This is a genomic window from Companilactobacillus sp. FL22-3, assembly GCF_054881455.1.
Genome location: NZ_JBTYYZ010000005.1, coordinates 170,133 through 197,119, shown reverse-complemented (window position 1 = coordinate 197,119; position 26,987 = coordinate 170,133). Strand labels below are relative to the sequence as shown.

The window sequence follows — 26,987 nt, the reverse complement described above, 5'->3', positions numbered from 1 at the left end:
GCAAAGATAACTCTGATAAATGCTAGGTTGATGCGCTACTGAGAGCGCTTTTTTGCTATACTGATCGTATAAAAATAGATGAGAGGGATGTTAATGAATTTTTATTCGTATCAATATTTAGTTGAACATAATAATGAACCCAACTTTCTATTTATTATCGGGATCATTATTTTGGCGGTAGCCATTTTTATCACCGGATTTTTATATTTTAAAAATCGCTCGGACAACAAATATCGTGATCTATTAATAATTTTTGCATTTGGAATAATCTTGTTCATAGGTATTAACTACAATAATTATGAACAACAGCTCGACATCAACAACAAGACGAATCAGACTTTGGAATTGATGCAATCAGTTGCTAAAGATAAAAAAGTGAAAGCTAAAAAGCTTTACTCCAACAGTTCTAGTCTGACCGAAGGAATGTTGATCAAGGCGGGTAAAGATATTTATCGAATCAGTTTTGACAATAATCAGAGTAGCTACACTTTGACGAAAGCAAATATTATTAGTTCACAAAAAATTAATTTGATTGAGAAGTAGGTGGAAGAATGGTTCTCTCTTACGGAGATTTAACTTTAAAATTTATTATTGGTTTCCTATTCATGGTTTTACAGATCAATTTGTTTGGGAGAGGCAATATAGCGCCAACCAGTGCCATCGACCAACTTCAAAACTATGTTTTAGGTGGAATCGTCGGAGGGATGATCTACAATTCAAGTATCACCATCCTTCAATTTGCTTTAGTACTATTGATTTGGACAATGGTAGTGTTTGTCGCTAAATTTTTAACGAATCACAATAATTTCTTTAAGAAGGTGATTGAGGGTACACCACAATTGATTATTAAAAATGGCAAGATCGATGTTAATTTAGCTTTAAAGAACGGTCTGTCGGCGAATGATCTGTCGTTTAAATTACGTCAAGCTGGCGTGATGGATGTCAGAAAAGTTAAAAGAGGTGTATTCGAGCGTAATGGTCAATTGACTTTGATCATGCGTGATGAGACCAGTATCAAGTATCCAATCATTTTGGATGGCAAAATCGACCACGACGAGTTAGCTAATATTCATAAGGATGTCGAATGGTTAGAAGCTGAACTACAAAAACGTAATTTGGATGTAGCCGAAGTTTATCTGGCCAATTATATTGATAATCAATTAATAATTTATGAATACTAAAATATCTTAGGGATTCCAAACTTAATTTTTAAAGTTTGGTAAACTGTATTAAAATAGAATCGTATCTAAATTTTGGTGGTGATAACATGGTAAGTGGATCTAAGGCGTTCTCTGTCTTCATGCTAATTTTTTATGCAATTTTATTATATTTTGTCTTCGCAGATAAAAACATGATTGCGATGTACATGATGGGTATTGGTATGTTTATAGAGGCTTTAGTAAATTGTATTTGCACGTTTCGATCAAAAACTAATAAATAGGGTGGCGATTATAAATGTCAGATTCACAAGTTTACAATGATTACTTTTTCGATGAACCAGTATTTGATTTACATGATGGTGGGTATGTTCCACTAGAAAAGCATCCCGAAGTTCCCGAAAAGCCATTGAATATTCCGGCAGCCTTGAAGCCTGATAAGGTTGACGGCAATGACGTCTATTACACGATTACAGCACAAGTTGGTGAAACTCAGATTTTGCCTGGTGCTAAAACTAAGACTTGGGGTTATAACGCCTCATTGCTAGGAACAACAATTGTCTTAAAACAAGGCGTTCATTATCATGTGCACCTAGTTAACAAACTAGACGAGGTTACAACATTCCACTGGCATGGTTTAAATGTCACTGGACCAATTGTTGATGGTGGACCACATGCTCCAGTTTATCCTGGTGGCAGTCGTGATATTGATTTTACTTTGGATCAACCAGCTCAAACTGATTGGTTGCATCCACATCCATGTCCAAATACCGCTCGCCAGGTTTGGAATGGTCTAGCAGCAGCTGTCGTGGTAACAGACGATGAGGAAGCTAAACTTCCATTCCCTAGAAACTATGGTGTTGACGATATTCCGATTATTTTGCAAGACCGATCTTATCATGACAATCAACTTGACTATAAAGCCGATTATGATATGGATGGTAGTTTGGGTAAATATGCTTTAGTTAATGGAACTGTTAATGGTGTCTTTGATGTAACAACTCAAAGGGTTCGTCTTAGAATCTTGAACGGTTCAAATCGTCGTGAGTGGAGACTACATTTTGATGATAACCATGAATTCACTCAAATTGCTTCAGATGGCGGCACAATGCCAGAACCAGTTAAATTTACGAAGTTGATGTTGACTTGTGCTGAACGTGCTGAGGTGATCGTTGATTTCGGTGATAAGAAGCCTGGAGATGTGGTTACATTGATGACCGATGATATTCCTATCATGAAGTTTAAGATCGGTGAATACGTCCGTGAAGATGTAGAATTGCCAGAGCACTTAACGACTATTGATGCACCAAAAGTAACGCCAGGATTGCCTGTTACAAGAACTGTCATGTCAGGGATGGATGATCAGGTCAGACTGGATGGAAAACTCTTTGACATGCAAAGAATCGATCGTAAACAAAAGATTGGCGATACCGTCCTTTGGGATGTAGTTAACACTAATGATCCAATGGGTGGTATGATTCATCCATTCCATATGCATGGTTGCCAATTCCTTGTTTTAAGCCGTAATGGAAAAGCTCCATATCCTAATGAACATGGCTGGAAAGATACGGTTGGCGTCAATGCTGGCGAGACTGTTAGAATTGCCGTTCAATTCACTAAATTTGGCGTTTATATGTATCACTGCCATATCCTTGAACATGAAGATACCGGGATGATGGCACAGATTGAAGCCTATGATCCAAACCATGAACACAAGTATCATTTGATCAGTATGGACGAGATGCAACATCCAACGAATAAGTAGTTGCTTAAAAATTAATATTAACAGGGGATTGTACTGACGGTCGGTTAAGTGCAATCCCTTTTTTTCGTTTTCTTCAACTGCGACCCAACATTTCAACAAAAAAAAGTCCGAAACAATTATCGTCTTAAGAAAGTAGGAAATTGAAAGATCATTAGTATGGAAAAGTGTGTCATAATGCAAACAAGAGCTTTTTTAACAAAAGGGAGTCATAACTTGAAAGATGTGAAATTTAAAATTCGCTTAGGTTATTTGATGTTTGCAATTGTTTTGGATGCCTTCGCCAACGCTTTGATGATCAACAGTAATATGGGGAGCGCCGTTTGGACCGCTTCGGCAGTCAATATTTCTAAGTTGCTGCATTCGTCATATGGGACGACATTATTTATTTACGCTGTGATCGTGACGATAGTCAATCAATTTCTATTGAGAAAATTTGATGGCCATATTTTCATATCTAATTTGTTATTTTCATTACCATTCAGCTATTTAGTGGGCTTCTTCTCATTCATTATGGATCCATTGAGATTAAATCAATTACCAATTACTTTACGGTTATTAGTCGATGTTTTGGGACTGTTTGGCGTTTCAGTCGGAACTTCAATCTACCAACGCTGTAATTTGATTCAACATCCGAATGATGAATTAGCGTATCTTTTACGCTTTAAATATTTACATGGTTCGGCTGGTTGGGGGCAATTATTCAGTTATACGCCGCCGGTTATTATTATGCTCATCTGTTTTGTACTGACCGGTAAAATATTATCCGTTGGTGTAGGAACTATTTTGGCAATGTTTTGCCAGGGTATCATTATCGGTATATCTGATAAGATTGTGTTACCAAGTTTAAAGCATCATTACTCATTTTAAGATACGGTAACAATTCATTTAAGAGATTGTTAATATTAAAAAAATTATCAAAAAAAGAGTTAAAATTACACGTTTATACTCTTGCGATTAATTACCACATGGGTTACTATTGCAAGTAGGGACTACCAGATTTAAAAACAACTGATTCCTTCCCGACGGTGAGATTAATTTCTCACTATTTTTTTTGAATAAAATATCTACCAGAAATCATTTTATAAAAACAATTAAACGAATACAAAAAGGCAGTTGAGACATTCCAGCTTGGGAAGTTTCAACTGCCTTTTTTATTATTACCTATTAATCACAGGCTTTTTAGCTGATTCAAATGATCAAAACTGACCGTCTTTCCTTCAACAGTCAAGCGATTGCGACCGGAGTTTTTGGACGCGTATAAATATTGATCGACTCGGTTGAAAAGGTCACCGAAATTTTTGTCGGTATCTGTTAGGGCCGATAAGCCAAAGGAGATCGAAACCGAGAGCTTTTGACCGTTGATGATCAAAGGGGTTTTAATCATGGCATTACGCAAGTCACCGATGATCGGTAAACAATCCTCAGTCTTTTTGCCCCGGAAAATGATGATGAATTCTTCGCCACCGAAGCGGAAGAGTTCTCCTTGAGTATCGGTCAAAAACATTTCCCGTTCAATCGTATGGGCCACATGTTTCAAAACTTCATCACCGACTGAATGTCCATAGATGTCGTTGAAACTTTTAAAGTGGTCAATATCAAACATAGCAATTGATAAAGGCACATTTTGATGCGAATAGGCTTGATAGATTTCTTTAGCCGTCTTATCAAGGTTGGCCCGGTTTCTTACGCCAGTCAGTTCATCATAGTTGACCTGAGTTTGTAAGTCGTTGTAATGGAGCATCGTATCTTGTAATTTACGGGCGCAGAACCGAATTATTGACATGTAGATCAAGAACACCACTAACATGCTGAAAACTTCATAGATGGGGAAGTTATGGTCGGACCACAATAAGATCCACCAACTTAGCCCAAAAAGAGTCTGCATCCCTAAGTAATACCATTCATTTTTTTGTAATTGGTCAGTTTTTTGATAAATAAAAATGATGATCACACACAAGATCAAATAAGAAATGATGAAAGTACTCAGATTTTTGCTGGCAAGGCGTTTAAAAATCATTGATTGGTAATATAGCAACGGAGTTAATAAGTTAATCAACAAGGTGATTTTATTTCTAATCAAGTACATGCAATAAAGCAAGATCGTCAGTTGGGCATTGGCATATAACCAACCGTTATTGATGGAACCTTGGTTTAAAATAAAGAAAATCTTTTCTAAGATGATCATGCTACCACCTAAGATTAATCCTTCGAGTAGATGCGTGAAGAACTTCTTATAAAGCGGCGACGACTTGTTGATTAATCTCTCAAACGAATAGGCAAAGATGGTGATGATCGTAATCAAGCCTATCGTAACTAAAGTTATAATAACTGCGTTGATGTTTAGATAGTTGTTGAAAATTCTTGGTATAAGGCTATCTGGCAAAACAATCCCTCAATTATATTCTTTTAAGTTTTAGATTAATTTGATATCTACAAAATAATATACACTACGACATTATAACTGAAATCTTAAATATATGATATATATCTAAGATGTCTTTTTTTTGTACCTAATAACTATACGCTAGTTCACTTATAAAAATATAGGGTTATACTATTTATATGTGGCAATTTTTTTACAAATTGTTGTCAAAAAATCAAAATATATATTGAATAAATTATTGATTATGGGGTATACACTTTGAAAGTAATCGTTGTTGGATGTACACATGCTGGTACAGCAGCAGTTGAACAAATTTTAGAGAACCATCCAGAGGCAGAAGTTACAGTTTATGAACGTGATGACAATATTTCGTTTTTGTCCTGTGGAATCGCCTTATACTTAGGCAATAGGGTAAAACATCTTGAAGATATGTTTTACTCGAGTCCTGCTGACCTTGAGCAATTGGGTGCAAAAGTTTATATGAAACATGATGTGCTGAAAACTGATGCTAAAAATAAGCGTATTATGTGTGAAGATTTAACGACACACAAAATTATTAATGATACTTATGATAAATTGATCATGACAACAGGGTCAATGGTGGCAGTTCCACCGATCACTGGTATTTCTGATACGAAAATTTTGATGTGTAAGAGTTATGCACAAGCTCAAGCAATATATGAAACGGCTAAGAATCACCGCAATATTACGATTGTAGGGGCTGGATATATCGGGGTTGAACTAGCGGAAAGTTACGCCAATACAGAGCATGAAGTGACTTTGATTCAATCACGTGACCAGCTTTTAAATAATTACTTAGATATCGACATGGCTGAAAATGTGGTTACACTCTTGAAAGAACATGACGTGAAAGTTTTCTTAAATGAGCGTGTAACAGGTTTTACCAGAGATGATAATGATCAAGTTCTGATTGAAACTAATCAAGGACAGCATCATGCCGACCTAGTGATCGTCTGCACGGGGTTTATTGCTAATACCGAATTATTGCGTGGTCAAGTAAAAATGGATCGTCATGGGGCAATCGTTATCAACGAGTATACCCAGACTTCTGATCCAGATATTTATGCGGCTGGAGATGCTTGTACAGTCAACTTTAATCCTACAGGTAAGCCTACTTATATTCCCTTGGCCACTAACGCTATTAGACAAGGTGCCTTAGCTGGGGTCAATGTTTTTGGCAATACTCAAAAATACATGGGTACGCAGGCCACTTCAGCGATGGAATTGTTTGGTTATACGGTTGCTTCCACGGGCTTGACGTTAAAGAATGCCTTGGCTCACGGAATTAATGCTGACAGTGTTACTTACCATGATAATTATCGTCCTGCCTATATGCCTACTACCGATATGTTGACGTTGAAATTGATCTATAACAAAGACAATCACTTGATTTTGGGAGCACAATTATTCAGTAAGCACGAAGTGGCTCAATCGGCTAATACCATCTCGGTCTGCATTCAAAATCAGAATACTATCGAGCAATTGGCTTTTATGGATATGCTCTTCCAACCAAATTACGACAATCCTTTCAATTATTTGAACATTGTAGCGCAAATGGCCGTTGCTAAAGAGCGTAAGGAAAAAGAACAATCTTAAATTTATAGATTAAAATAAAGGACCCCTTGATTCCGATGTGGAACCAAGGGGTCTTTGTTTTGTTAATCATTAGCCAATTAAGTTAGGCTTTCTCAGTCAAAATTATCATTCTCTAGTTTTAAAAGGTGAGGTTTGCCGTAAAAGTATCCTTGTCGCAAATCGATTTTTAGGGAGTCTGCCAAAGAATCGTCTTGTTCATCTTCGATACCTTCTAAAATGAAGCGGAGTTTATGTTGTTGGCTAAAATTACGCCAAAAAACAACTTTTTGTTCAATTTCAGAGTCACGGAGTTTTTCGCCAAAGTTTTGGATAGCAAATTTGATTTCTGAGGCCAAAGGAACTAATTCAGTGATCTGTTCTAGTTGATTGACACCAGTCCCACAGTCATCGAGACTGAAGTCCATACCATAGTTGATAAACTCTTGAATCAGTGGGATCAATTCAGAATTTGACCATGGTTTATTGGGGACATCTTCAGTCAATTCCACGACCACCCGTAATGGTCTGAGGATACTTTGAGCTTCAATAATAGCGTCACGAACTTCTTTTTCCATTAATTGATTACGATTGATGTTCACTGAAACAGAACCGATTTTAAGTGACAACAGTTTGGTGGTAGAGATCAAAACGGAAGCCAAAGTGTGCGATGACACGTCCGAAAAATTTGCTGGTGGACGCCAACCATCATCAGTTTTTTGTTTTAATAGTAATTCGTATCCGATTAGGGAATTATTAATTTTATCTATTTGGGGCTGAATAAAAAATCTATACATGTTCAAACTCCTCTATAACATCACTTGTAAGCACTTTTACACTAAGCGTTATCATACTACAAGTTTAGTTTCATGTCATGATGCTTGATCCCGGCTTCAACGTATTGATCACCAATCACTTGAAAGCCGAGTTTTTTATAAAAATCTTGGGCGTGATCTTGGGCACCTAAAATTGCATAAGAGTAGCCTTTTTCTTTTGCAAAGGTAAGAATGGCCTGGATCAGCTTGGAACCAAGATTTCTTTGTCGATATTTTGAACGGACTGCTACTCGTTGGATATGGATGCCATGATCGGCAGTTGGGAAAAAGCGGGCTGTGGCAACAGGTTGATCTTCAAGATAAATATTAAAATAGGTACATTTATCTTCCAAATTATCGATCTCTAAGTCTTGAGGGACATTTTGTTCCTCTACGAAAACCTCTTTCCGAATGGCGACGCTATCGTGATATACGCCTGAATTGGTATCGGCTGATTGCTTGATTTCTTCCATAATTGTTTCACCCCAAAAAATGTAAATACAAGTTAATTATATTACAAATAATGATTTAAAATACTTCAATTCTCGATATTAATTTTTTTAGGATTTCAAAATTGAAATAAAAAATAGATTGATATAATTAATGTATGTGTTGTGTTATGCTTTAAAGAATAAGTCAAAAGAATTTTTGTACGATAGAGGAGGAACCGACCATTGAAAGTCGTTGTTGTCGGATGTACACATGCTGGAACGGCTGCTGTAGAACAAATACTAAAGAAGCATCCCGAAACTGATGTAACAGTTTACGAACGTGATGATAATATTGCCTTTTTATCATGTGGAATCGCTTTGTATTTAGGAAGAATCGTCAATCACCTTGAAGATATGTTCTACGCAGATCCTACCACCCTTGAAGGATTTGGCGCTAAGGTTCATATGAAACACAACGTTTTAAAAATTGATTCAAAAAATAAAAAGATCTTCGTTCAAGATTTGGAAACAGATCGAATTTTTGAGGATACTTATGACAAGTTGATCATGACTACTGGTTCAGAAGTTGGAATTCCTCCAATTGGGGGTATGGACAATCCGCGAGTTCTTTTGTGCAAGAGTTACGCCCAAGCCAAGAAAATCTATGAAACAGCTTTGAACTATCCTAGCATTGCCATCGTTGGTGCTGGTTATGTTGGTGTTGAATTGGCTGAAAGTTACGCTAATACCGTTCATGATGTAACTTTGATTCAATCACGCAATCAGATCTTGAATAATTATGTTGATGATGAGTTATCAGAAACAATCATCGATAAATTAAAAGAGCATGATGTAAAGGTTCATTTGGGTGAACGAGTTGCTGAAATTGAAGATGGCGAGCAATTGACCATTAAGACTAAAGCTGGTCATGCTTATAAAGCTGATTTGGTAATCGTCTGCACAGGCTTCTTTGCCAATACTGATCTACTACGGGGTCAAGTACAAATGGACGGCTATGGCGCTATTATTATTAACGATTATATGCAAACTTCTGACCCTGATATTTATGCTGCCGGAGATTCTTGTGTGGTCAAATTTAATCCCACCGGAGAATTGAAATATATCCCTTTGGCATCGACAGCCGTTCGTCAGGGTACTCTAGCAGGAATTAATATTTTTGGCGATATTCGTAAATATATGGGTACACAAGCTACCACAGCTATGGAGATCTTTGGCTATACTTTAGCAGAAACCGGTTTGACCTTACGAAAAGCCCTAGCTAATGGGATGAATGCTGACTGTGTTGTATACCACGACAATTACCGTCCAGCATATATGCCAACCACGGAAATGTTAACGATCTATTTAATTTATGATAAAGATACGCGTAAAGTTTTAGGAGCTCAGTTATTCAGTAAGCATGAAGTGGCTCAATCGGCGAACGCTATTTCTATCTGTATTCAAAATGAAAATACGATCGACGACTTGGCGTTTGTTGATATGCTGTTCCAGCCAAATTATGATAATCCATTCAATTATTTGAATTTGGTGGCTCAATTAGCAATTGCTAAAGAAGACGATCAACAAGAAGTTTAGAAGAGAGTGACAGGGGTCTGCTCTTGAGTATTTAGAAATGGGATCTAATTCATATTTTGAATTAGGTCTTTTTTTATTATTCAGCTTTTTTCTAGGAAAGTAGTTCACAAAAAAACAGCTAGGCGGGGAACCTAACTGTTTTTTTAAAAGTTGATAGGATAGAGGTAAGAAATTAATAATTAAACATTGAATAATGGGGTTTTCAATGATTATAGGGAGATCATTATGGTTCTCTTATTGGGCAAATTTAAGAAATGAGTTTTTCCTCTATCACCATTACAACGGGGAATTGTAAATCAACTTAAGTAATCTAGAATAAGCATCTAGCCACAGAAATACGTGTGTTTTTTTTCTACATGGGAGGCAGATAGGCTTTGATAACTCATCCTAGTTGTTAACAAAGTTGCTATAAAAGCCCCTCCTTTCTCTGTGATAGCGCTTTCTTAATTTGGTACAACCACATTATAGCAAGTTCCGGTCGATTTCACAATATAAAGCTTTCTTAAAATTACTAGACCAATAACGCATCTAGCTTGACATAGACACAGGTAAAAGAGTATACATTCTAATTATTTATTTTATGATATTTCACAATCGAAATAATTCTAAGTGTATTGCTTGTCATTGCAAATCAATTATTATATCATGAGTTTGTCAAAGTGAGAGCGCTTGCGTGGAAATGCAATTAATATAAATTGAAGACGTCTATTTAAGATAGATACCTTTTATGAAATTTATCGGGGGGGTAGCTATTTGGAATCGACGTCTTTTTTTTGCGGAATGAAAAGGAGTCCTTATATGGTGACATAAATAATACTGAACTTTTTTTACCAGTAGTTGTCGACCACTTAGATTTGACATGGGAGAATCTTAAAAAGACCAAATAAAAAAAGCAGGGACAAAAGTCTCTGCTTTTTTGAATCAAAAATAATTATTTGATTGAAGGTGTACCGAACCATTCGATACGTTCCTTTGTTGTTTCTGTAATAGCCTTTGTACCAGGTGCAAGTAACTTACGAGGATCGTAACCCTTAGCATCGATATCTTGGTCATGGCCAGCTTCGATATATTCACGAGTTGCTTTAGCAAATGCTAATTGCAATTCAGTATTAACGTTAACCTTTGAAATACCCATTGAGATAGCCTTAACGATTTGTTCCTTAGGGATACCTGAACCACCGTGAAGTACAAGTGGTGTTGAGATTTCAGCAGCTAATTCTTGTAGACGGTCAAAGCTCAAACCTTTCCAGTTGTCAGGGTAAACACCGTGGATGTTACCAATACCAACAGCAAGGTAGTCAACGCCTGTAGCAGCAAGTGTCTTAGCTTCTTCAACATCAGCTAATTCACCAAGACCAGTAATACCATCTTCTGTACCACCGATTGAACCAACTTCAGCTTCAACAGACATGCCCTTAGCGTGAGCTAATTTAACGATTTCCTTTGTCTTTTCAAGGTTTTCGTCAAATGGTAGGTCATGACCATCGAACATAACTGAGTTGTAACCAACTTCGATACATTCTTTGGCAGCTTCATAGTTACCATGATCCAAGTGCATTACAACTGGAACTGTAATACCCATTGATTTGATTGTGTCTTGTACAAGGTGTAGACATAATTCGTAACCACCCATGTACTTAGCAGCACCCATTGATGTTTGAACCAAGATAGGTGTATTTGTTTCTTGAGCTGCAGCTAAAATACCGCGAGTCCATTCCAAGTCGTTGATGTTAAAAGCACCAACAGCATATTTGCCCTTACGAGCGTTGTTGAAAATTTCGTTACCGTTTGTTAAAACCATCGATAATCCTCCAAAAATTTCATTCATAATTTGAATACATTAGTAATTCTAACTCAAACGAGCAAAAATTAATACAACTTTTAGCAAAACTATTTCAGTAAACGCTTTATCGAAAATGAAAATATAGATAAAAGGCAATTAAGTAGAAAATTATTAAGACGATAAGAATATACCACCAATATTTTTTAAAGGTAGATTTTATCGCAGTATTATAGACTGCCATAACGGCAAAAAAGGCGACTAAAGTCGTCAAGATACTTAAGATTACTAGAATTGTTAGATTTATCATAATAATTTTATTATACCTTTTTTTTCATAAGATATTAGAAAGCGTTACTACCTATATTAAATGAGTTAACTTTGATATACTGGAATTAATTTATTGAGGTGATATTTTGAAGAAAATTAAAGTTATGACAGTTTTTGGAACCAGACCAGAAGCTATTAAAATGGCACCATTAGTTTTGAAATTAAAGCAAAATAGTGACCGCTTTGAAACCGTGACGGTTGTTACAGCCCAACATCGTGAAATGCTGGACTCTGTTTTGGAAATTTTCAAGATCAAGCCTGACTACGACTTGAATATCATGAAAGAACGCCAGACTCTTAGTGGGATCACTGGCTTAGTTTTGAAAGAATTAGACAATATCATTGAAAAAGAACAGCCTGATATTGTCTTAGTTCACGGTGATACAACTACGACCTTTAGTGCTGCTTTGTCAGCTTTCTATCATCAAACTGCTATTGGACACGTTGAAGCTGGTCTAAGAACTTGGAACAAGTATTCACCATGGCCTGAAGAAATGAATCGTCAAATGACAGATGATTTGACCGATATTTACTTTGCACCAACAACCGAAAGTAAGGCTAACTTGTTAAAAGAAAACCACAACGAAGAACATATCTTTGTGACTGGAAATACGGCCATCGATGCTTTGAGAAGTACCGTGCATAAGGACTATCATCACGACGTCTTAGATGTGATCGATCCTAATAAAAAGATGATCTTGATTACAATGCATCGGCGTGAGAATCAAGGCGAACCAATGCGACAAGTCTTTCGGGCCATGAAAAAAGTCGTTGAAAAGCATGATGATATTGAATTAGTTTATCCAGTTCACTTGAATCCAGTTGTTCAACAGACTGCTAAAGACATTTTAGGAGACGTAAAACGAGTTCACTTGATCGAACCACTTGATGTTGTTGATTTTCATAACTTAGCTTCTAGAAGTTACTTCATCATGACTGATTCTGGCGGCGTCCAAGAAGAGGCTCCTTCACTCGGTAAGCCCGTGTTAGTTTTACGTGATACTACTGAACGTCCAGAAGGTGTTAGTGCCGGAACTTTGAAATTAGTGGGAACTGATGCAGCGGTAGTTGAAAAAGAAATGACTCGTTTGATTACTGACAAAGCTGAATATGACCGCATGGCTAATGCTAAGAATCCTTATGGTGATGGTAAGGCCTCAGATCGTATCCTCGATTCATTGAGTTATTACTTTAAACAAACAACTGACCGTCCTTATGAATTTGAATAAAATATCTGCTTGAACAAAAAATTCCAGTGGAGTTGACCAGCAATAATGGTTGACCTGCTGGATTTTTTTGTTCAATTTTTAACTTTTTTGGGAAGAATGTTAGAAAGGCAACATTAATTTTTTTGATTATCTGCTAAATTAAATTGTGAAGAAGATAACAAAAACTAAGTCGATGATCTTAAATGAAAAGAGGTATTGGCAAGGTGATTGAAAAGAAGGATGGTGAACATAAATACGAAATAGAATTTTATGGTGGTAAGCAAATGGGCATGATACCAATCATTGTCTACATTATCATCAGTGCAGGTTTAGCAATTTTTTATCATGTCTACTCGATGAAAGGCTTAGTTGTAGCATCAATTATTGGCTTGTTTCTCGCATTCTTCCTTGTGAAAGAAAAGTCTAAATATTGGAAAGTAGTCATTGGCGGCCTGGCACAATTTGGAAATTCAAAGTTAATTTTTACATTTATCTTGATCGGAATCTTTACCAAGTTACTGACAGTTGGTGATGTCGGCAGCGGCTTTGTTTGGTTGAGTACAAAGTTGAATATTACCGGTGGGGCTTTTGTTGTTTTCACCTTTTTAGCTTCAACGATTATTTCGATGGGGACAGGAGCACCAATTGCGGCTGTCTTTGCCGTAGTACCAATCTTTTATCCTCCGGGGATAATGTTGGGAGCAAAGGCTTCAGTACTCGTGGGAGCAATTTTGAGCGGTGTATTTTTTGGTGATGCAATGTCGCCAAGTTCTCAAGTAATTAATACAACGCTTGATACGCAACACGATCGAAAAACTCATCAACCAGCCAACTTACAGGCGGTCATGAAGCAACGTAGTCCTTACCTAGTAGGTATTGCTCTTATCAGTGCAGTGCTATTTTATTTCTTTGGTTCTAATGGAGCGGCAGTTGATGCCCAGCAATTGTTACAAGTTAAGCAGAGCGCTAATGGATTAGGACTGCTGATGTTGATACCGATTGCTATCTTATTGATCATTAGCTTTATCAAGCAAGATCTGTTCTTAGGCCTATCCTATGCCACAGTCATCGGTTTATTTTTGGGAGTGATCAGCGGTAATTTTCAGATGAACGACATCTTGGCAGTTGGTAAGAATCAAGCTTTGAGTGGGATCTTGCTCGAGGGTACTTATAGTATGGCCGATATTATTATTTCATCGATCCTACTATTTGGCATGATTGCAGTAGCCGTTAAATCAGGCTGTTTGGATATGTTATGTGATTGGATTTTAAGCAAAAAGGCGATTCAAACACAAGTTGGTGCCGAAATGGTTTTGATCTTGAGCATTGGAGTGATCAATATCTTATTGTCCGGCTGCGTTTTGCCAGCAATTTTGCTCTTTGGTGATGTGGCCGATAAGATTGGTCAGAGTTCAGGTATTTCCCCAAATAAACGGTCCTATTTGCTTACAGGGATGGCAACGAATATTACCGCGATAGTTCCGATAAACAGTGCCTTTGTCATGGGAGCTATTACCTTGATCAATCAGATGAATGTAACCGGTTTTAAAAATATATCTATCAATCCATTTGAAATTTTTGCATCAAGTTATTATTGCTTGTTATTGACCTTAGTTTGTTTCTTCTGGGTTTTACAAGATAAACAAAAACACTCAAACAAAGTTAAGCTCGAGGAGGTGGGCGTATGAATGAAACATATGACGTCGTGATCGTAGGTGGCGGTCCAGGTGGTTTAACCTCAGCCATTTACGCTGGGCGCGCCGAAATGAAAACTTTATTGATCGAAAAAAGTGGCTATGGTGGCCGCATTACTGAAACGGCCGAAGTGAAGAATTATCCAGGAACCAAGCTTGATTCAGGGCAACACTTGATGGAGGAATTCAAAGAACATGCCCAAGCTAACGAGACAGTATCCTTGAAGCGGACGACCGTGACAAAAATTGTTCCAAATGATGAGGGATTTGTGGTTTCAACCAAACGTCGAGGCGATTTTCAAGCGAAGTCAGTCATCTTAGATTTGGGGACAGTGCCACGAGAGTTGAATATTCCGGGTGAAAAAGAATTTGTTGGTCAAGGAGTTTCCTATTGTGCCACTTGTGACGCCGAATTCTTCAAAAATCAAGAGATCTACGTCGTTGGGGCTGGTGACCAGGCGATTGAAGAGTCGGAATATTTAGCCCGTTTCGCTAGTAAAGTTCACATCGTTGTTTTGCACGATCCGGGAGTTTTAGATTGTAATGAAGTTGCAGCTAAGAACATCAAGAATAATCCCAAAGTTGATTTTATCTGGGACTCAACCTTGAATGCCATTGAGGGGACAGACAAAGTTGAGAGTGTCACGATTAAAAATGTTAATACAGGTGAATTAACCAAACATCCTACCAGTGGTGTATTTTTCTTCATTGGAATGACCCCACAAACGGAAATGGTAAAAGAATTAGTCGATTGTGATGAACATGGTTATATCAAAGTCAACGATAAAAAAGAGACCAGTGTCCCTGGTTTATACGCAATTGGGGACTGCACTAATAATTTCTTGAAGCAAGTCATTACTGCTTGTGGCGATGGTGCTCAAGCGGTAGTTGCTGCACAGAGGTATTTAAGTGAAAAGCAACAAATCGATAGTCTGTTGAATGGCAATGATTCCAAAATAGCTTTTGTCTTTTACAATCCTTATGAATCTCAAGATATCGACTTGGCAAGAGAATTTGAACAAGAGTTAAGCGGTTATAAAGTTTATAAGCAAGATATTTCCCGCCAGAGTCTCTTGTTCAGTCGCTTGGGATTGAATAAAACCGTAGCAGCGGCTTTGTATGAGAATGGTCAATTGAAGAGAGTTATCAATGATATTTCAGAATTAAATCTAGTTAACAATTAGGAGTGAGAAAAATGGGACAACCTTCAGTATTTCCACATGGAACAACAATTTATAAACCTGACAAATGTTTTAATGGCTATACATTAGTACCGTTGATCAATGATGGCGTGTTACTGTTCGATATGAATGGTAATGAAGTTAGACGCTGGAAGATGCAAGGTATGCCACCGAAGTTATTAAAAGGTGGATATGTCATGGGAACTTCTGGCTTCAGACATCCTGATTATGGGATGCAAGATGGTGTTAATCTGATTGAAATTGATTATGATGGTAACATTGTTTGGCAATTCGATAAGTTAGAAAAAATCGATGACCCTGGACGTGATCATCGTTGGATGGCTAGAAGTCACCATGATTTCCAAAGAGAAGGAAATCCAGTCGGTTATTATGTACCTGGTCAAGAGGCCAAAGCTTTATCTGGTAATACTTTGATCTTAGGACATCAAACGATTCATAATCTAGAGATTTCTGATAAACGATTGCTCGATGAAGTAATGTATGAAGTTGACTGGGAAGGAAATATTCTTTGGAAATGGTCTATCAGTGATCATTTTGATGAACTTGGCTTTGATGAGGCCGCAAAGAACGTCTTATTCCGTGACCCTAATATGCGTTCATCTGATGGCGGCGTGGGCGATTATCTACATGTTAACTGTATGAGCTATTTGGGACCAAACAAGTGGTACGACGCTGGTGACGAACGTTTCAAACCAACTAATATCATCTTTGACTGCCGTGAGGCCAACATTTTGGCAATTCTAGATAAAGATACTGGTCACCTAGTTTGGAAGATCGGGCCAGATTTCAATGCAACACCCGAACTTAGAAAATTGGGCTGGATCGTTGGACAACATCACTTCCACATGATTCCTAAAGGTTTACCTGGTGCTGGTAACTTGTTAGTCTTTGATAATGGTGGCTGGGCTGGCTATGGCACTCCAAATCCATCATCGAAGATCGGTAGTAAGAATGCCACGCGTGATTACAGTCGAGTGATTGAATTTGATCCAACGACTTTGAAAGTTGTCTGGGAAGTAACACCTAAAGACTTTGGCAATGCGATTCCCGTTGATGCTAGCAAGTTTTATAGTCCATATGTTTCCTCAGCTCAACGACTACCAAATGGTAACACTTTGATTGACGAAGGTTCGGATGGACGCTTGATTGAGATCACACCTGAAAAAGAGATCGTTTGGGAATGGATCTCGCCATATTACACTCATAATGATCCAGGAACACCAACTAATAATATGATCTATCGGGCTTATCGCTACCCATATGACTATGTTCCTCAAGAACCAACGCCAGAAGAAGTTGCGATTGAGCCTATCGACAATACGACATATCGAGTTCCAGGTGCTGGTAAGTTTGGAGCTAAAAAGGTTATTGATGTCGAAGGAACAGTCCCTTATTACAAGGATGTTGCTCTATGTGTTGCCACCGATGATGAAGATACAACAGTTATAAACAAGAAAAAGGTCTTCGACATAGATAAAGACTTCTTTGAACCTTTGACACAAGCTAACTTCAAAGAAAGAGTCCTCGATATAAAAGACAAGCCTGTCTTAGTTCTCTTTGGTGCAGAAAGATGTGTTCACTGCAAAGCCTTGCATCCTGTTTTGGAAGAAGCACTCAAGGAAGACTTCAAAGATGCTTTTGAAATCAGATACGTTGACATCGATGCGGAAACTAAATTAGCTGAAAGTCATAAGATCGCCGGTATTCCTGTTGTGGCAATCTTCAAGGATGGTCAGGAAATTCAAAGATTCAATGGTGAAAGAGATTATGATGATGTTTGTGATTTCTTGGACGACGCTTTAAAGTAGAATAGATAGTAAAGGGGGGCTTTGAATGAAGAAGTGTGATTTTATTGAAAACATCTTACAAAACCCGATCGTTTCGGGCAATTATCACCTTGAAAAATACAAACGCAATACAATTATCAGAACCCCCGGAACTTTGATTACACACGTCGGGATCGTTAAAAAGGGCTATCTTAAAGCTATTACTTATTCCAAATATGGCAAAGAGATGTGCAGTAGCTTGTTCAGTCCAGACAGTATTATTTTGGAGTATCTGTATCTATCGGGAGACATGTATTACACCTACAATTTAGCAAGCATCAGTGATTGTGAGATTTGTTGGATACCGATTGAAGTTTTTTCGAAAGTCGTTTTCGGCGATAAGAAATTTTCTCAGATCTATATTCAGCAACTCGCTAAACGAGGTTTGGAAAATCAGCGCTTAATTGCTTGTTTAGGTTACAAGACAGTTCGTGAGCGAATAGCTTATTGGATTTTGAGTGACGAATTGATTTCTACAGAAAGCGACACAGATCTGCGTGTTGAATTTCCAGTCTCACAGGAAGCTTTTTCAGAGATATTGCATGTTACTCGTTCAGCTTTGAATCAAGAGCTGCATAAGATGAATCAAGAAGGATTTTTCAAAATCAATCATAATGTTTTAAGCCATATCGATAAGGATAAATTGGTTTTAGAAATTTAAAAAAGAAGCCGCAGTGAATATTAAAATTCATTGCGACTTCTTTTAGCTTTTAATTCTTTGATTTTATTGAGTAGAACACGATTTTCGTAGTTGAAGATCAGCTTGGATGAGAAGTAGTTAAATAGTCCCACGACTAGCTGGTCGATTGCTTTGATGATCAAATTGTTCCATGGGAAAATTAAAACGGCAACGATCATGAAAACATCATCGAAAATCAGTGAGAAAATACGACTGATCAGAAAGTAAATGCCTTCGTTCAGCATTTTTTTGAAGTCACCGATCTCTGACTTAAAGACATATAACTTGGTAACGAAAAAGGAAAAGAAATTCGAAATGAGCCAAGCAATGGTATTAGCTAACCAGAGTGGGATGTGGAAATAGTTGTGTGAAAGATCAAAGATTCCAATATTGATAATCGATGCTAGGAATCCAAAGAAACAATAGACCCAGAAATTACGATACTTTTTGATGAAATTCATAACTAAAGATCCATTTCTTGAGCCTTTTGGTAGATTGATTCCGCAAACTTATCTAGATGGTCGATATCAACTTGTTCTGGGTCCAACTCTACTTTGACAGATTCAGCACCTTTAGTGGCACCGACCTTTTCAAAGGCTTGAGCGAATTCATCGACGGCACGACAAAAATCCTCGTAGAATGTATCACCAGAACCACAAACGCCATAGACTTTGTTTGATAAGTCTAAGTCTTGCATGTCCTCATAGAAGTCCAAAGCCTCATCAGGTACGATTCCTTGATCATATGTATAACTAGCTATCACACAAACATCTGTTGTTTCAAAGTCAGCAGCGTCAGTTTGAGAGACTTCACTCATCTCGACGTCGCAACCAAGGTCCTCAAATTTTTCCGTTAAAACGTATGCGATATCCTCGTCGTTACCGGTAATACTGGCATAGACGATTTTTACTTTTGTCATATTTAATTAACGCCTCATTCTTATATATCTTGGGATATTATAGCAAAAATTAATATTACCAGCTATCTAAATGAAAAACTAGGACAATGTTATAATGAGATTAATATTTTTTTGAAGGGACATGTTAAATCTTGATTACATTAAAATCTGCAAGAGAAATCGAAGGTATGAGAAAGTCTGGGGAACTGCTAGCTAATACTCATATCGGTTTACGTGACATCATCAAGCCGGGTATTTCTTCGATGGAAATTGAAAACTTTGCGAACGACTATATTATTTCACATGGTGGCCGTCCATCAGAAAAAGGTTTTGAAGGATACAAATATGCTACTTGTGTCTGTGTTAATGATGAAGTTGCTCACGGTATTCCTCGCAAAGGTCTCATTCTCAAGAGTGGGGACGTTGTTAAAGTAGATATGACCGTTAACTTGGATGGCTATGAAAGTGACTCTTGTTGGACTTACGCGGTTGGCGAGATCTCAGCTGAAGACCAAAAGCTGATGGACGTAACGAAGAAATCACTTTATCTCGGAATTGACCAAGCAGTTATTGGCAATCGTATCGGCGATATCGGTCATGCGATTCAACATTACGTTGAAGATGAAAACCACATGGGTGATGTCCGTGATCTAATTGGCCATGGAATTCAGCCAACAATGCACGAAGCTCCCAATGTTCCTCATTATGGTGAAGCTGGCAAAGGTTTAAGATTACGTGAAGGTATGACGATTACAATTGAACCTATGGTCAATCTGGGTACTTGGGAAATTAAAGATAAATTTGTCAAGGCTGATGGTTGGGAGTATTTCGTGTCGGCTGATGGAACTGATTCGGCTCAATACGAGCACACGATTGCGATTACCAAAGATGGTCCTAAGATTTTGACTTCTCAAGATCCTGAATACGATGCAAAATACTTACTTTAATCATTGGTGCAAATAATGGAAGAAAATAAACCAGCAGTGCCATTATTTAAGCAAAACATTGCTAAGCGTGAGAAATTGACCGGCTTTATCAAATATGTGACCCAAGCAGTGACAGACTCAAATTTACCGATGGCTTCAAAGACCATCACTTATTATATTTTGTTGTCGCTATTTCCAATGATAATTGTGGTGGGAAACTTGATACCACTTTTACACATGGACAAACCGACGGTCGTCAGTTACATCGAATTTATTTTGCCAGATGACTTGCATCACTATTTGATGCCGACGATCGTGAAGGTTTTGTCTAGTTCCAATAAGGGTATCTTGTCGGTTGGTATTGTCGTAGCACTTTGGGCAATTTCACGAGGCTTAAATATTGCGCAGATGACGATGAACGAAGCTTATGGATTGGATGTTAACAGTCTGTTTGTGGAAAAAACTTTTCTCAATTACATTATTCGTCGGGGGTTAGCTTTTGTGACGACGTTATTGTTGATCGTGGTTGGCGTTGCAGCAATTGTAACGTTTACATTTGGCCAACTTTTTTTGAATTGGCTAATTCCCTTGCTACGAGTGAATTCAAGGCTTTTAGAAGAATTTACACGTTGGAAATGGCCCTTTGCTATTGTTATAATGTTTTTGATCATGTTTGCTTTATTTTATTTTTTACCCAATATCCATCTGAAGTTTTATTACATTTTAACCGGAACCGTTATTACTAGTATCGGCGTTTTAGGTTTATCACAGTTGTTCTCATATTATTTAAAGTATTTTGGTTCAGCTTGGGATAATTACGGTGCTATCGGAGCGATTATTGTGTTTTTGCTCTGGGTGAATATGTCAGTGACTATCTTTTTATTTGGAAATGCCATCAACGTGGCTTTTGCACAAGCTATTGGCGGCCCTTATTTGAGGATAAGTACTGGTAGATTGACTAGTTATATGCAATCGCATGAAAAGGAGAAAAATTAATGAAAGTTAGAAAAGCAATTATTCCAGCAGCAGGATTAGGAACAAGATTTTTACCCGCAACGAAGGCTTTGGCTAAGGAAATGTTGCCAATCGTTGATAAGCCAACGATTCAATTTATTGTTGAGGAAGCTAAAGCTTCAGGCATCGAAGATATTTTGATCATCACTGGTAAAAATAAACGTTCGATCGAAGATCATTTCGATTCTGTTCCTGAGTTGGAACAAAACTTGGAGTCAAAGAACAAGACTGAACTTCTAAAAGTTGTTCAGGATACGACAAATCTTGGAGTTAACTTGTACTATAGCCGCCAAGCTCATCCAAACGGTTTAGGTGACGCTGTTGCTCAAGCTAGATCATTTATTGCTGATGAACCTTTCATCGTTATGTTAGGCGACGACTTGATGGAAGACAAAGTTCCTTTGACAAAGCAATTGATCGATGACTATGAGAAAACTCATGCTTCAACGATTGCTGTTATGAAAGTTCCTGAAAAAGACGTTTCAAAGTATGGTGTGATTGATCCAGAAGGCGAAAATGAACCAGGACTCTACAATGTTAAGCGTTTCGTTGAAAAGCCAAAGGTTGAGGACGCACCAAGTAATTTAGCTATTATTGGCCGTTACTTATTGACTCCTGAAATTTTTGATCTCTTAGCAACTCAAAAACCAGGTGCAGGTAACGAGATTCAACTGACTGATGCTATCGACCGTATGAACAAGACACAACGTGTCTTTGCTCACGAATTCAAAGGTCAAAGATATGATGTCGGAAATAAATTTGGTTATGTTAAGACAAATATTGAATATGGATTGACACATCCCGAAGTAAAGGATGGATTGAAACCATATATTCTTGAACTAGCTAAGAAAATTCAAGCTGAAGACAAATCAACTACTAGCAACAAGAAAGCTTCAAAATAATTAACCGAGTAAGAGACAGTCATTAATAACTCTGAAACCAAAGAGTTGTTGATGGCTGTTTTTATTGTTGAAAAAAATGGGCATTTCGTAATAAGCTTTTCGGTTGAGCAAGATCAAGAATTCCCAATTTTTCAAGCCATGCATGTTGGGAGCAGTTTTTAAGATAATCTCGTCGTCAATAGCTTCAAGATCGACGACCGGTAAAGTTTGGTCGGCTGTCTCAACGAAGATACGGTTATTTTTCTTAAAATCATTCAATAATAAGATTAAATCAATAGTACGCATAAGAAAATTCCACCACTTTTATTTGCTTTTATCGTCTAATTAAATTATCATAAAGGCTTAAGGATATTCTACCAAGTTTGAAGGGAAAAATTATGGATTCAATTGTAATTATAGATGCAAAAAGAACTGCTATCGGCAAATTTCGAGGTCAATTTGCTGATTTAACAGCAGTTGAATTGGGTAGCCAATTAGTAACCAAATTATTAAAGAATAATCGAATCGACCCCAAGATCATCGACCAATTTATTTTTGGGAATGTTTATCAAACTGGTATGGGTCAAAATACGGCACGTCAAATTGAATTAAACGTTGGTGGTCGAGTTGATGCTACTGCCATGACAATTAATCAAGTTTGCGGTTCAGGTATGAAAGCTATTTATGAAGCAATTTCCGCAATTAGAATGGGCAATGCGGAAATCGTAGTCGCTGGTGGCGTCGAAAGCATGTCCAATGCACCATTTTATGCCCCCCGGACTGGCAAGATGGAAGTTAGTCCCAAGCTTTCGGATACATTGTTCAATGATGGTTTAAATGATGCTTTCAATCATTTACCTATGGGGATGACAGCTGAGAATGTTGCCCGCAAGTATCACGTCACTCGCCAACAACAAGATGAATTTGCCTTTAATTCTCATCAAAAAGCTCATCAGGCAGAAAGTAAATTAGCTCAAGAAATTATTCCCATCGAAGTGAACGGCGAAGAAATTACGACTGATCAATCGATTCGTCCGACCACGACTTTGGAACAAATGGGACAATTGAGAACGGTCTTCGACAAAAAAGGTACAGTTACAGCTGGTAACTCATCACCGATCAATGATGGTGCTGCCGCAGTCATTCTGATGAAAGAAAGCCGAGCCAAAGAATTAGGCTTGAATTATCTAGCTCAAGTGACTGGTTATGTAGAAATCGGTATTGACCCAGATTACATGGGTTACGCTCCCTATTATGCAGTTAATAAATATTTCGACCGTTATCACGAAAATGTTTCAGATTTCGATCTCTTCGAAGTTAACGAAGCTTTTGCTTCACAAGCAGTCGCAGTAAGTCGTGATTTGAAACTGCCAGCTGAGAAATTAAATATTTACGGTGGGGCGATTGCCTTAGGTCATCCTTTAGGTGCCACAGGCGCTAGAATGATCGCTACTTTGATCAACTCACTACAGCAAGAAAAACAAACTACCGGCCTAGCTTCGCTTTGTATCGGTGGAGGCATGGGCATGGCAATGGGGATAAAATTGCTATGAAAATCTATCAATTGACCGATCAAGAACGGATCAAATTGTTACTTGATGGCGGTTATATAAATCAGGCTCAAGCTCAATTATTGCAGCAGCGCCAAGGTCTTACTGCAGATCTAGCGGACAGTCTCAGTGAAAATCAAATTGGAAGTTTTGGCTTGCCTTATGGTTTTGCGACTGACTTCTTGATCGACGGAACTGATTATCTGGTGCCAATGGTAATTGAAGAGCCATCAGTCATTGCTGCCGCTTCAAATGGTGCTAAGCGTATCAAAGCAAGTGGCGGCTTCAAAACGTTGCCTTCTAAACGTTTAGTTTATGGGCAGATTGTTTTAGAAAACTTGACTAAAGTTCAGCAACAACAATTATTAGATCTCAAATTAGAGATTAAAGACTTTGCTCAACAAGTTCATCCTAGCCTGATCAAACGTGGCGGTGGCGTCGTCTCGATTGTAGTCAATCAATTAGCTGAGTTCACGGAATTGGAACTGGAAATTGATACCGTCGATGCGATGGGAGCAAATATCGTCAATACGATTTTAGAAAAAACGGCTCACAAAGTGTCGGAATTGCTTAATGGCGATGTTTTGTGCAGTATTTTGTCGAATAGTGGAGCCGGTCAGATCATCAAAGTTCAAGCTAAAGTTGCGTTTGAACAATTGGCAACCAAAACGATGTCTGGAGCTGAGGTAGCTAGTAGGATAGCTAAACTATCAGACTTTGCCCAAAAGTCACTCAAACGAGCTGTTACGCACAATAAAGGCATTATGAATGGCGTGGATGCCGTACTCTTAGCAACTGGGAATGACTTTCGAGCTCAAGAAGCGGCTTGCCAGAGTTTTGCCTCCGATTCCGGAGTTTATCAACCTTTGAGTAAATGGGAGGTTGTTGACCAGCAATTGGTGGGTACCTTGGTGATGCCAATTGAGTTAGGGAGCGTTGGTGGTGCTATTAAAGCCTTGCCAATGGCACAGTTGAGTTTAGCGATTATGAAGATCAAGGATAGTCAACAGTTGCAATCAGTTGTTGGCGCTGTTGGTCTGGCCAATAATTTATCTGCCTTGAGGGCCTTAGTAACCACAGGAATCCAAGCTGGTCACATGGGCTTACAGAGTAAGTCACTAGCGTTATCAGCTGGAGCGGTTGGCAGTGAAATTGGTCAAGTAGCTGAAAAATTGAATCAGACTAAAAATTATACGTTAAAAAATGCAGAAGATATTTTAGAGGAGCTGAGAAATAAATAATGAATATTGGAATAGATAAGATCGGTTTTTATGTTCCTAAGGATTATATTGATATCGTTGAATTGGCTAAGGCTCGTGACGTTGATCCTAATAAATTTACGATTGGGATCGGTCAATCAAAGCAAGCTGTTCCTCAGCCTTATCAAGATGCCGTAACTATGGCCGCTAGTTCAGCCGATAGTATCTTAACGGACGCTGATAAAAAGGCTTTAGGTCTTTTGATCGTGGGTACAGAGAGTGGTGTCGATGAATCAAAGTCTACTGCTGCTTTTCTGATGGATCTCTTAGACTTGCCAGAAGATATTCGCGCTTTTGAAATCAAACAAGCTTGTTTTGGAGCAACTGCCGGTTTACAAGCAGCCTATGACTTTGTGAGTTTGAACCCTGGTAAAAAAGCCTTAGTAATTGCCAGTGATATTGCTAAATATGGAATCAAGACTCCTGGAGAAGTGACACAAGGGGCTGGGTCAGTGGCGATGTTGGTCAGTGAAGAACCACGTGTCTTGCGCCTTGATCACCAATCAGTTTATATGACGAGAAATGTCGGTGACTTCTGGCGTCCAACTTTTTCTAAAGTTGCTTTTGCACGAGGAAAGTTCTCCAATCAAGTGTATGTAGATTTCTTTACAACGCTTTGGGATAAATACCAGGCTAAGTACAATAAGACGGCGGATGACTTTTCAACGATGTTATTCCATATTCCTTACACGAAGATGGGTACCAAAGCCCTAAGAACTTTAGAAGGTAAAGTCTCAGAGGCAAAGTACGCTGAATTAAGTGATCATTATCAAGCTAGCATTAAATTCAGTCGAGATGTTGGTAACCTTTATACGGGTTCACTTTATTTGGGACTATTATCTTATTTAGTTAATGCCGCTTCCGCTAAGGAAAAAGTCTTATTGTTCAGTTATGGTTCTGGTGCCGTCGGCGAGATCTTTAGTGGCGAGATCCAATCTGGGTTTGAAAAAGTAATCGACAAACAGAAGATATTAAATTTACTTGAGCAACGAGAAAAATTAAGTATTGCTGACTACCAAAAAATGTATCAAATTGAATATACTGATGGTACAATCGTTGATCCAGAAGCAGTTACGGAGAAATTTTACTTGAGTGAAATTAAAGAGAACGAACGACTTTATCGAGTTAAAAAATAAGCATTGAAATCGCTTACACTTAATGTTATATTATAGATGTGGTAAGGATGAAATGTCAGGAACTGTAGCCCTAAAAGATTTAGATAAGAAAGTTTTATCGTTTCTAGGAGATGGTAGGATTAGTAAAACCCATAAATTGATAGGCATTACAGTTCAACGGCATTTTAGGAACTAGCGATAAAAGTTAACATAAGATCGACCTAATTAGTTAGTCGCACAAATCTCAATACATAATTCGCTAGGATCCTTTAGTTGAACATACTATAAGTTGTACACATTCATATTAGTAAGATATGTTTCAGGTAGTAAGATTCATTTAAGGTTTAGATTCATTTAACGTTGATGAAACTGCAGTAAATTTCATCTTACCACTTATATCTAACTAGGGACTCTCAATCATCGAGAGTCCTTTTTTAGTATTCAGATAGTATATAGTAAAACATTGTATCCGCTTTCGAAAGATGATATATTAAAGACGTGGTAAAGATGAAATGTCAGGAACTGTAGCCCTAAAAATATTTGCATATGAAAGTTTTATCGTTTTAGAGAATGGTAGAATCAGTAAAAACCAAAGGATTTAGAGTCTGTACAGTTTAAAGACATTTTGGGACTAGTGCCAAAAGTTAACATAAGATCGACCAAAAAAGTAGTCGCACACCCTCAACATATGTTGTGCTAGGCTCCATTAGCTAAACATATTACTAATCTTGGTAATATGCTTACGGTAGTAAGGTTCAGTTAATACTTAGATTCATTTAACGTTGATGAAACTACAGTGATTTCATCTTACCACTTAAGTTTTACCAGGAGAGTCCTCAAGTGTATGAGGGCTCTTTTTTTGTAGCAAAAAAGGATTGAATCCCC

Annotated in this window: 24 protein-coding genes; 17 read left to right on the top strand and 7 right to left on the bottom strand. The window is 37.8% G+C overall.

What is annotated here, in order from left to right; all coding sequences use genetic code 11:
• The first annotated feature begins 93 nt into the window (after window positions 1–93).
• The 4 genes from ACYT32_RS06415 (at window position 94) to ACYT32_RS06400 (ending at window position 3,789) form a co-directional block, all read left to right on the top strand.
• Window positions 94–543, top strand: coding sequence for a DUF3290 family protein (locus ACYT32_RS06415; protein ID WP_395265230.1), 450 nt, complete (start codon window positions 94–96; stop codon window positions 541–543).
• A gap of 8 nt (window positions 544–551) precedes the next feature.
• Window positions 552–1,181 (top strand): DUF421 domain-containing protein, encoded by a 630-nt coding sequence (locus ACYT32_RS06410; protein WP_395265228.1) that lies wholly within the window; start codon window positions 552–554, stop codon window positions 1,179–1,181.
• A 274-nt stretch (window positions 1,182–1,455) separates the two neighbouring features.
• On the top strand, window positions 1,456–2,922 hold the full coding sequence (locus ACYT32_RS06405; RefSeq protein WP_395265227.1) for a multicopper oxidase family protein: 1,467 nt from the start codon (window positions 1,456–1,458) through the stop codon (window positions 2,920–2,922).
• A 213-nt stretch (window positions 2,923–3,135) separates the two neighbouring features.
• Window positions 3,136–3,789, top strand: coding sequence for a YczE/YyaS/YitT family protein (locus ACYT32_RS06400; RefSeq protein ID WP_461793376.1), 654 nt, complete (start codon window positions 3,136–3,138; stop codon window positions 3,787–3,789).
• A 301-nt stretch (window positions 3,790–4,090) separates the two neighbouring features.
• Here ACYT32_RS06400 and ACYT32_RS06395 read toward each other — a convergent pair whose 3' ends face one another.
• Entirely contained in the window at window positions 4,091–5,305 is a 1,215-nt protein-coding gene (locus tag ACYT32_RS06395; RefSeq protein WP_395265225.1) for a GGDEF domain-containing protein, read from the bottom strand.
• Window positions 5,306–5,563: 258 nt separating this feature from the next.
• On the opposite strand from ACYT32_RS06395, the gene ACYT32_RS06390 reads away from it, so the two are divergent.
• A complete protein-coding gene (locus ACYT32_RS06390; RefSeq protein WP_395265224.1) occupies window positions 5,564–6,922 on the top strand; it encodes an FAD-dependent oxidoreductase in 1,359 nt (452 codons plus the stop codon).
• Between the two features lie 92 nt (window positions 6,923–7,014).
• Here the strand turns inward: ACYT32_RS06390 and ACYT32_RS06385 are convergent, their stop codons facing one another.
• Entirely contained in the window at window positions 7,015–7,695 is a 681-nt protein-coding gene (locus ACYT32_RS06385; RefSeq protein WP_461793375.1) for an EAL domain-containing protein, read from the bottom strand.
• A 56-nt stretch (window positions 7,696–7,751) separates the two neighbouring features.
• Window positions 7,752–8,186 (bottom strand): GNAT family N-acetyltransferase, encoded by a 435-nt coding sequence (locus ACYT32_RS06380; protein WP_395265222.1) that lies wholly within the window; start codon window positions 8,184–8,186, stop codon window positions 7,752–7,754.
• A gap of 201 nt (window positions 8,187–8,387) precedes the next feature.
• Here ACYT32_RS06380 and ACYT32_RS06375 point away from each other — a divergent pair, with 201 nt between their 5' ends.
• Window positions 8,388–9,740, top strand: coding sequence for an FAD-dependent oxidoreductase (locus ACYT32_RS06375; protein ID WP_395265221.1), 1,353 nt, complete (start codon window positions 8,388–8,390; stop codon window positions 9,738–9,740).
• A 931-nt stretch (window positions 9,741–10,671) separates the two neighbouring features.
• On the opposite strand, the gene fba is transcribed toward ACYT32_RS06375, so the two are convergent.
• Window positions 10,672–11,541 (bottom strand): class II fructose-1,6-bisphosphate aldolase, encoded by an 870-nt coding sequence (gene fba / locus ACYT32_RS06370; protein ID WP_395265220.1) that lies wholly within the window; start codon window positions 11,539–11,541, stop codon window positions 10,672–10,674.
• A 395-nt stretch (window positions 11,542–11,936) separates the two neighbouring features.
• On the opposite strand from fba, the gene wecB reads away from it, so the two are divergent.
• The 5 genes from wecB (at window position 11,937) to ACYT32_RS06345 (ending at window position 18,441) form a co-directional block, all read left to right on the top strand.
• Window positions 11,937–13,079, top strand: coding sequence for a non-hydrolyzing UDP-N-acetylglucosamine 2-epimerase (wecB, locus tag ACYT32_RS06365; RefSeq protein WP_395265219.1), 1,143 nt, complete (start codon window positions 11,937–11,939; stop codon window positions 13,077–13,079).
• A 182-nt stretch (window positions 13,080–13,261) separates the two neighbouring features.
• The gene (locus tag ACYT32_RS06360) at window positions 13,262–14,746 is read left to right on the top strand and encodes a hypothetical protein (RefSeq protein WP_395265217.1); all 1,485 of its coding nucleotides are present in this window, start codon (window positions 13,262–13,264) and stop codon (window positions 14,744–14,746) included.
• Window positions 14,743–15,936: a thioredoxin-disulfide reductase gene (gene trxB, locus ACYT32_RS06355; RefSeq protein WP_395265216.1), complete on the top strand. Its 1,194-nt coding sequence runs from the start codon at window positions 14,743–14,745 to the stop codon at window positions 15,934–15,936. The genes ACYT32_RS06360 and trxB overlap by 4 nt, the downstream gene beginning before the upstream one ends.
• An 11-nt stretch (window positions 15,937–15,947) precedes the next feature.
• Entirely contained in the window at window positions 15,948–17,762 is a 1,815-nt protein-coding gene (locus ACYT32_RS06350; RefSeq protein ID WP_395265215.1) for an aryl-sulfate sulfotransferase, read from the top strand.
• Between the two features lie 25 nt (window positions 17,763–17,787).
• Window positions 17,788–18,441, top strand: a complete 654-nt coding sequence (locus ACYT32_RS06345; RefSeq protein WP_395265214.1) for a Crp/Fnr family transcriptional regulator — start codon at window positions 17,788–17,790, stop codon at window positions 18,439–18,441.
• A 20-nt stretch (window positions 18,442–18,461) separates the two neighbouring features.
• On the opposite strand, the gene ACYT32_RS06340 is transcribed toward ACYT32_RS06345, so the two are convergent.
• Both ACYT32_RS06340 and ACYT32_RS06335 read right to left on the bottom strand, forming a co-directional pair.
• Complete coding sequence (locus tag ACYT32_RS06340) at window positions 18,462–18,920, bottom strand: GtrA family protein (RefSeq protein WP_395265213.1); 459 nt, start codon at window positions 18,918–18,920, stop codon at window positions 18,462–18,464.
• 2 nt (window positions 18,921–18,922) lie between these two features.
• Window positions 18,923–19,378 carry a flavodoxin gene (locus tag ACYT32_RS06335; protein WP_395265212.1) on the bottom strand — a complete coding sequence of 152 codons (456 nt, stop codon included), beginning with the start codon at window positions 19,376–19,378 and terminating at the stop codon, window positions 18,923–18,925.
• Window positions 19,379–19,509: 131 nt separating this feature from the next.
• On the opposite strand from ACYT32_RS06335, the gene map reads away from it, so the two are divergent.
• The 3 genes from map to galU are packed head-to-tail and all read left to right on the top strand — an operon-like array spanning window position 19,510 to window position 22,199.
• The gene (gene map / locus ACYT32_RS06330) at window positions 19,510–20,304 is read left to right on the top strand and encodes a type I methionyl aminopeptidase (protein ID WP_395265211.1); all 795 of its coding nucleotides are present in this window, start codon (window positions 19,510–19,512) and stop codon (window positions 20,302–20,304) included.
• A 15-nt stretch (window positions 20,305–20,319) separates the two neighbouring features.
• Window positions 20,320–21,279 carry a YihY/virulence factor BrkB family protein gene (locus tag ACYT32_RS06325; RefSeq protein WP_395265210.1) on the top strand — a complete coding sequence of 320 codons (960 nt, stop codon included), beginning with the start codon at window positions 20,320–20,322 and terminating at the stop codon, window positions 21,277–21,279.
• Window positions 21,279–22,199, top strand: coding sequence for a UTP--glucose-1-phosphate uridylyltransferase GalU (gene galU, locus ACYT32_RS06320; RefSeq protein ID WP_395265209.1), 921 nt, complete (start codon window positions 21,279–21,281; stop codon window positions 22,197–22,199). The genes ACYT32_RS06325 and galU overlap by 1 nt, the downstream gene beginning before the upstream one ends.
• Here the strand turns inward: galU and ACYT32_RS06315 are convergent, their stop codons facing one another.
• Window positions 22,200–22,484, bottom strand: coding sequence for a hypothetical protein (locus ACYT32_RS06315; RefSeq protein WP_395265208.1), 285 nt, complete (start codon window positions 22,482–22,484; stop codon window positions 22,200–22,202).
• 92 nt (window positions 22,485–22,576) lie between these two features.
• Between ACYT32_RS06315 and ACYT32_RS06310 the strand changes: the two genes are divergently transcribed.
• The 3 genes from ACYT32_RS06310 to ACYT32_RS06300 are packed head-to-tail and all read left to right on the top strand — an operon-like array spanning window position 22,577 to window position 26,123.
• Window positions 22,577–23,731, top strand: a complete 1,155-nt coding sequence (locus ACYT32_RS06310) for a thiolase family protein (RefSeq protein WP_395265206.1) — start codon at window positions 22,577–22,579, stop codon at window positions 23,729–23,731.
• Window positions 23,728–24,969, top strand: a complete 1,242-nt coding sequence (locus ACYT32_RS06305; RefSeq protein WP_395265205.1) for a hydroxymethylglutaryl-CoA reductase, degradative — start codon at window positions 23,728–23,730, stop codon at window positions 24,967–24,969. Before ACYT32_RS06310 ends, ACYT32_RS06305 begins: the two co-directional genes overlap by 4 nt.
• The gene (locus tag ACYT32_RS06300; protein ID WP_395265204.1) at window positions 24,969–26,123 is read left to right on the top strand and encodes a hydroxymethylglutaryl-CoA synthase; all 1,155 of its coding nucleotides are present in this window, start codon (window positions 24,969–24,971) and stop codon (window positions 26,121–26,123) included. Before ACYT32_RS06305 ends, ACYT32_RS06300 begins: the two co-directional genes overlap by 1 nt.
• Window positions 26,124–26,987: the final 864 nt, after the last annotated feature.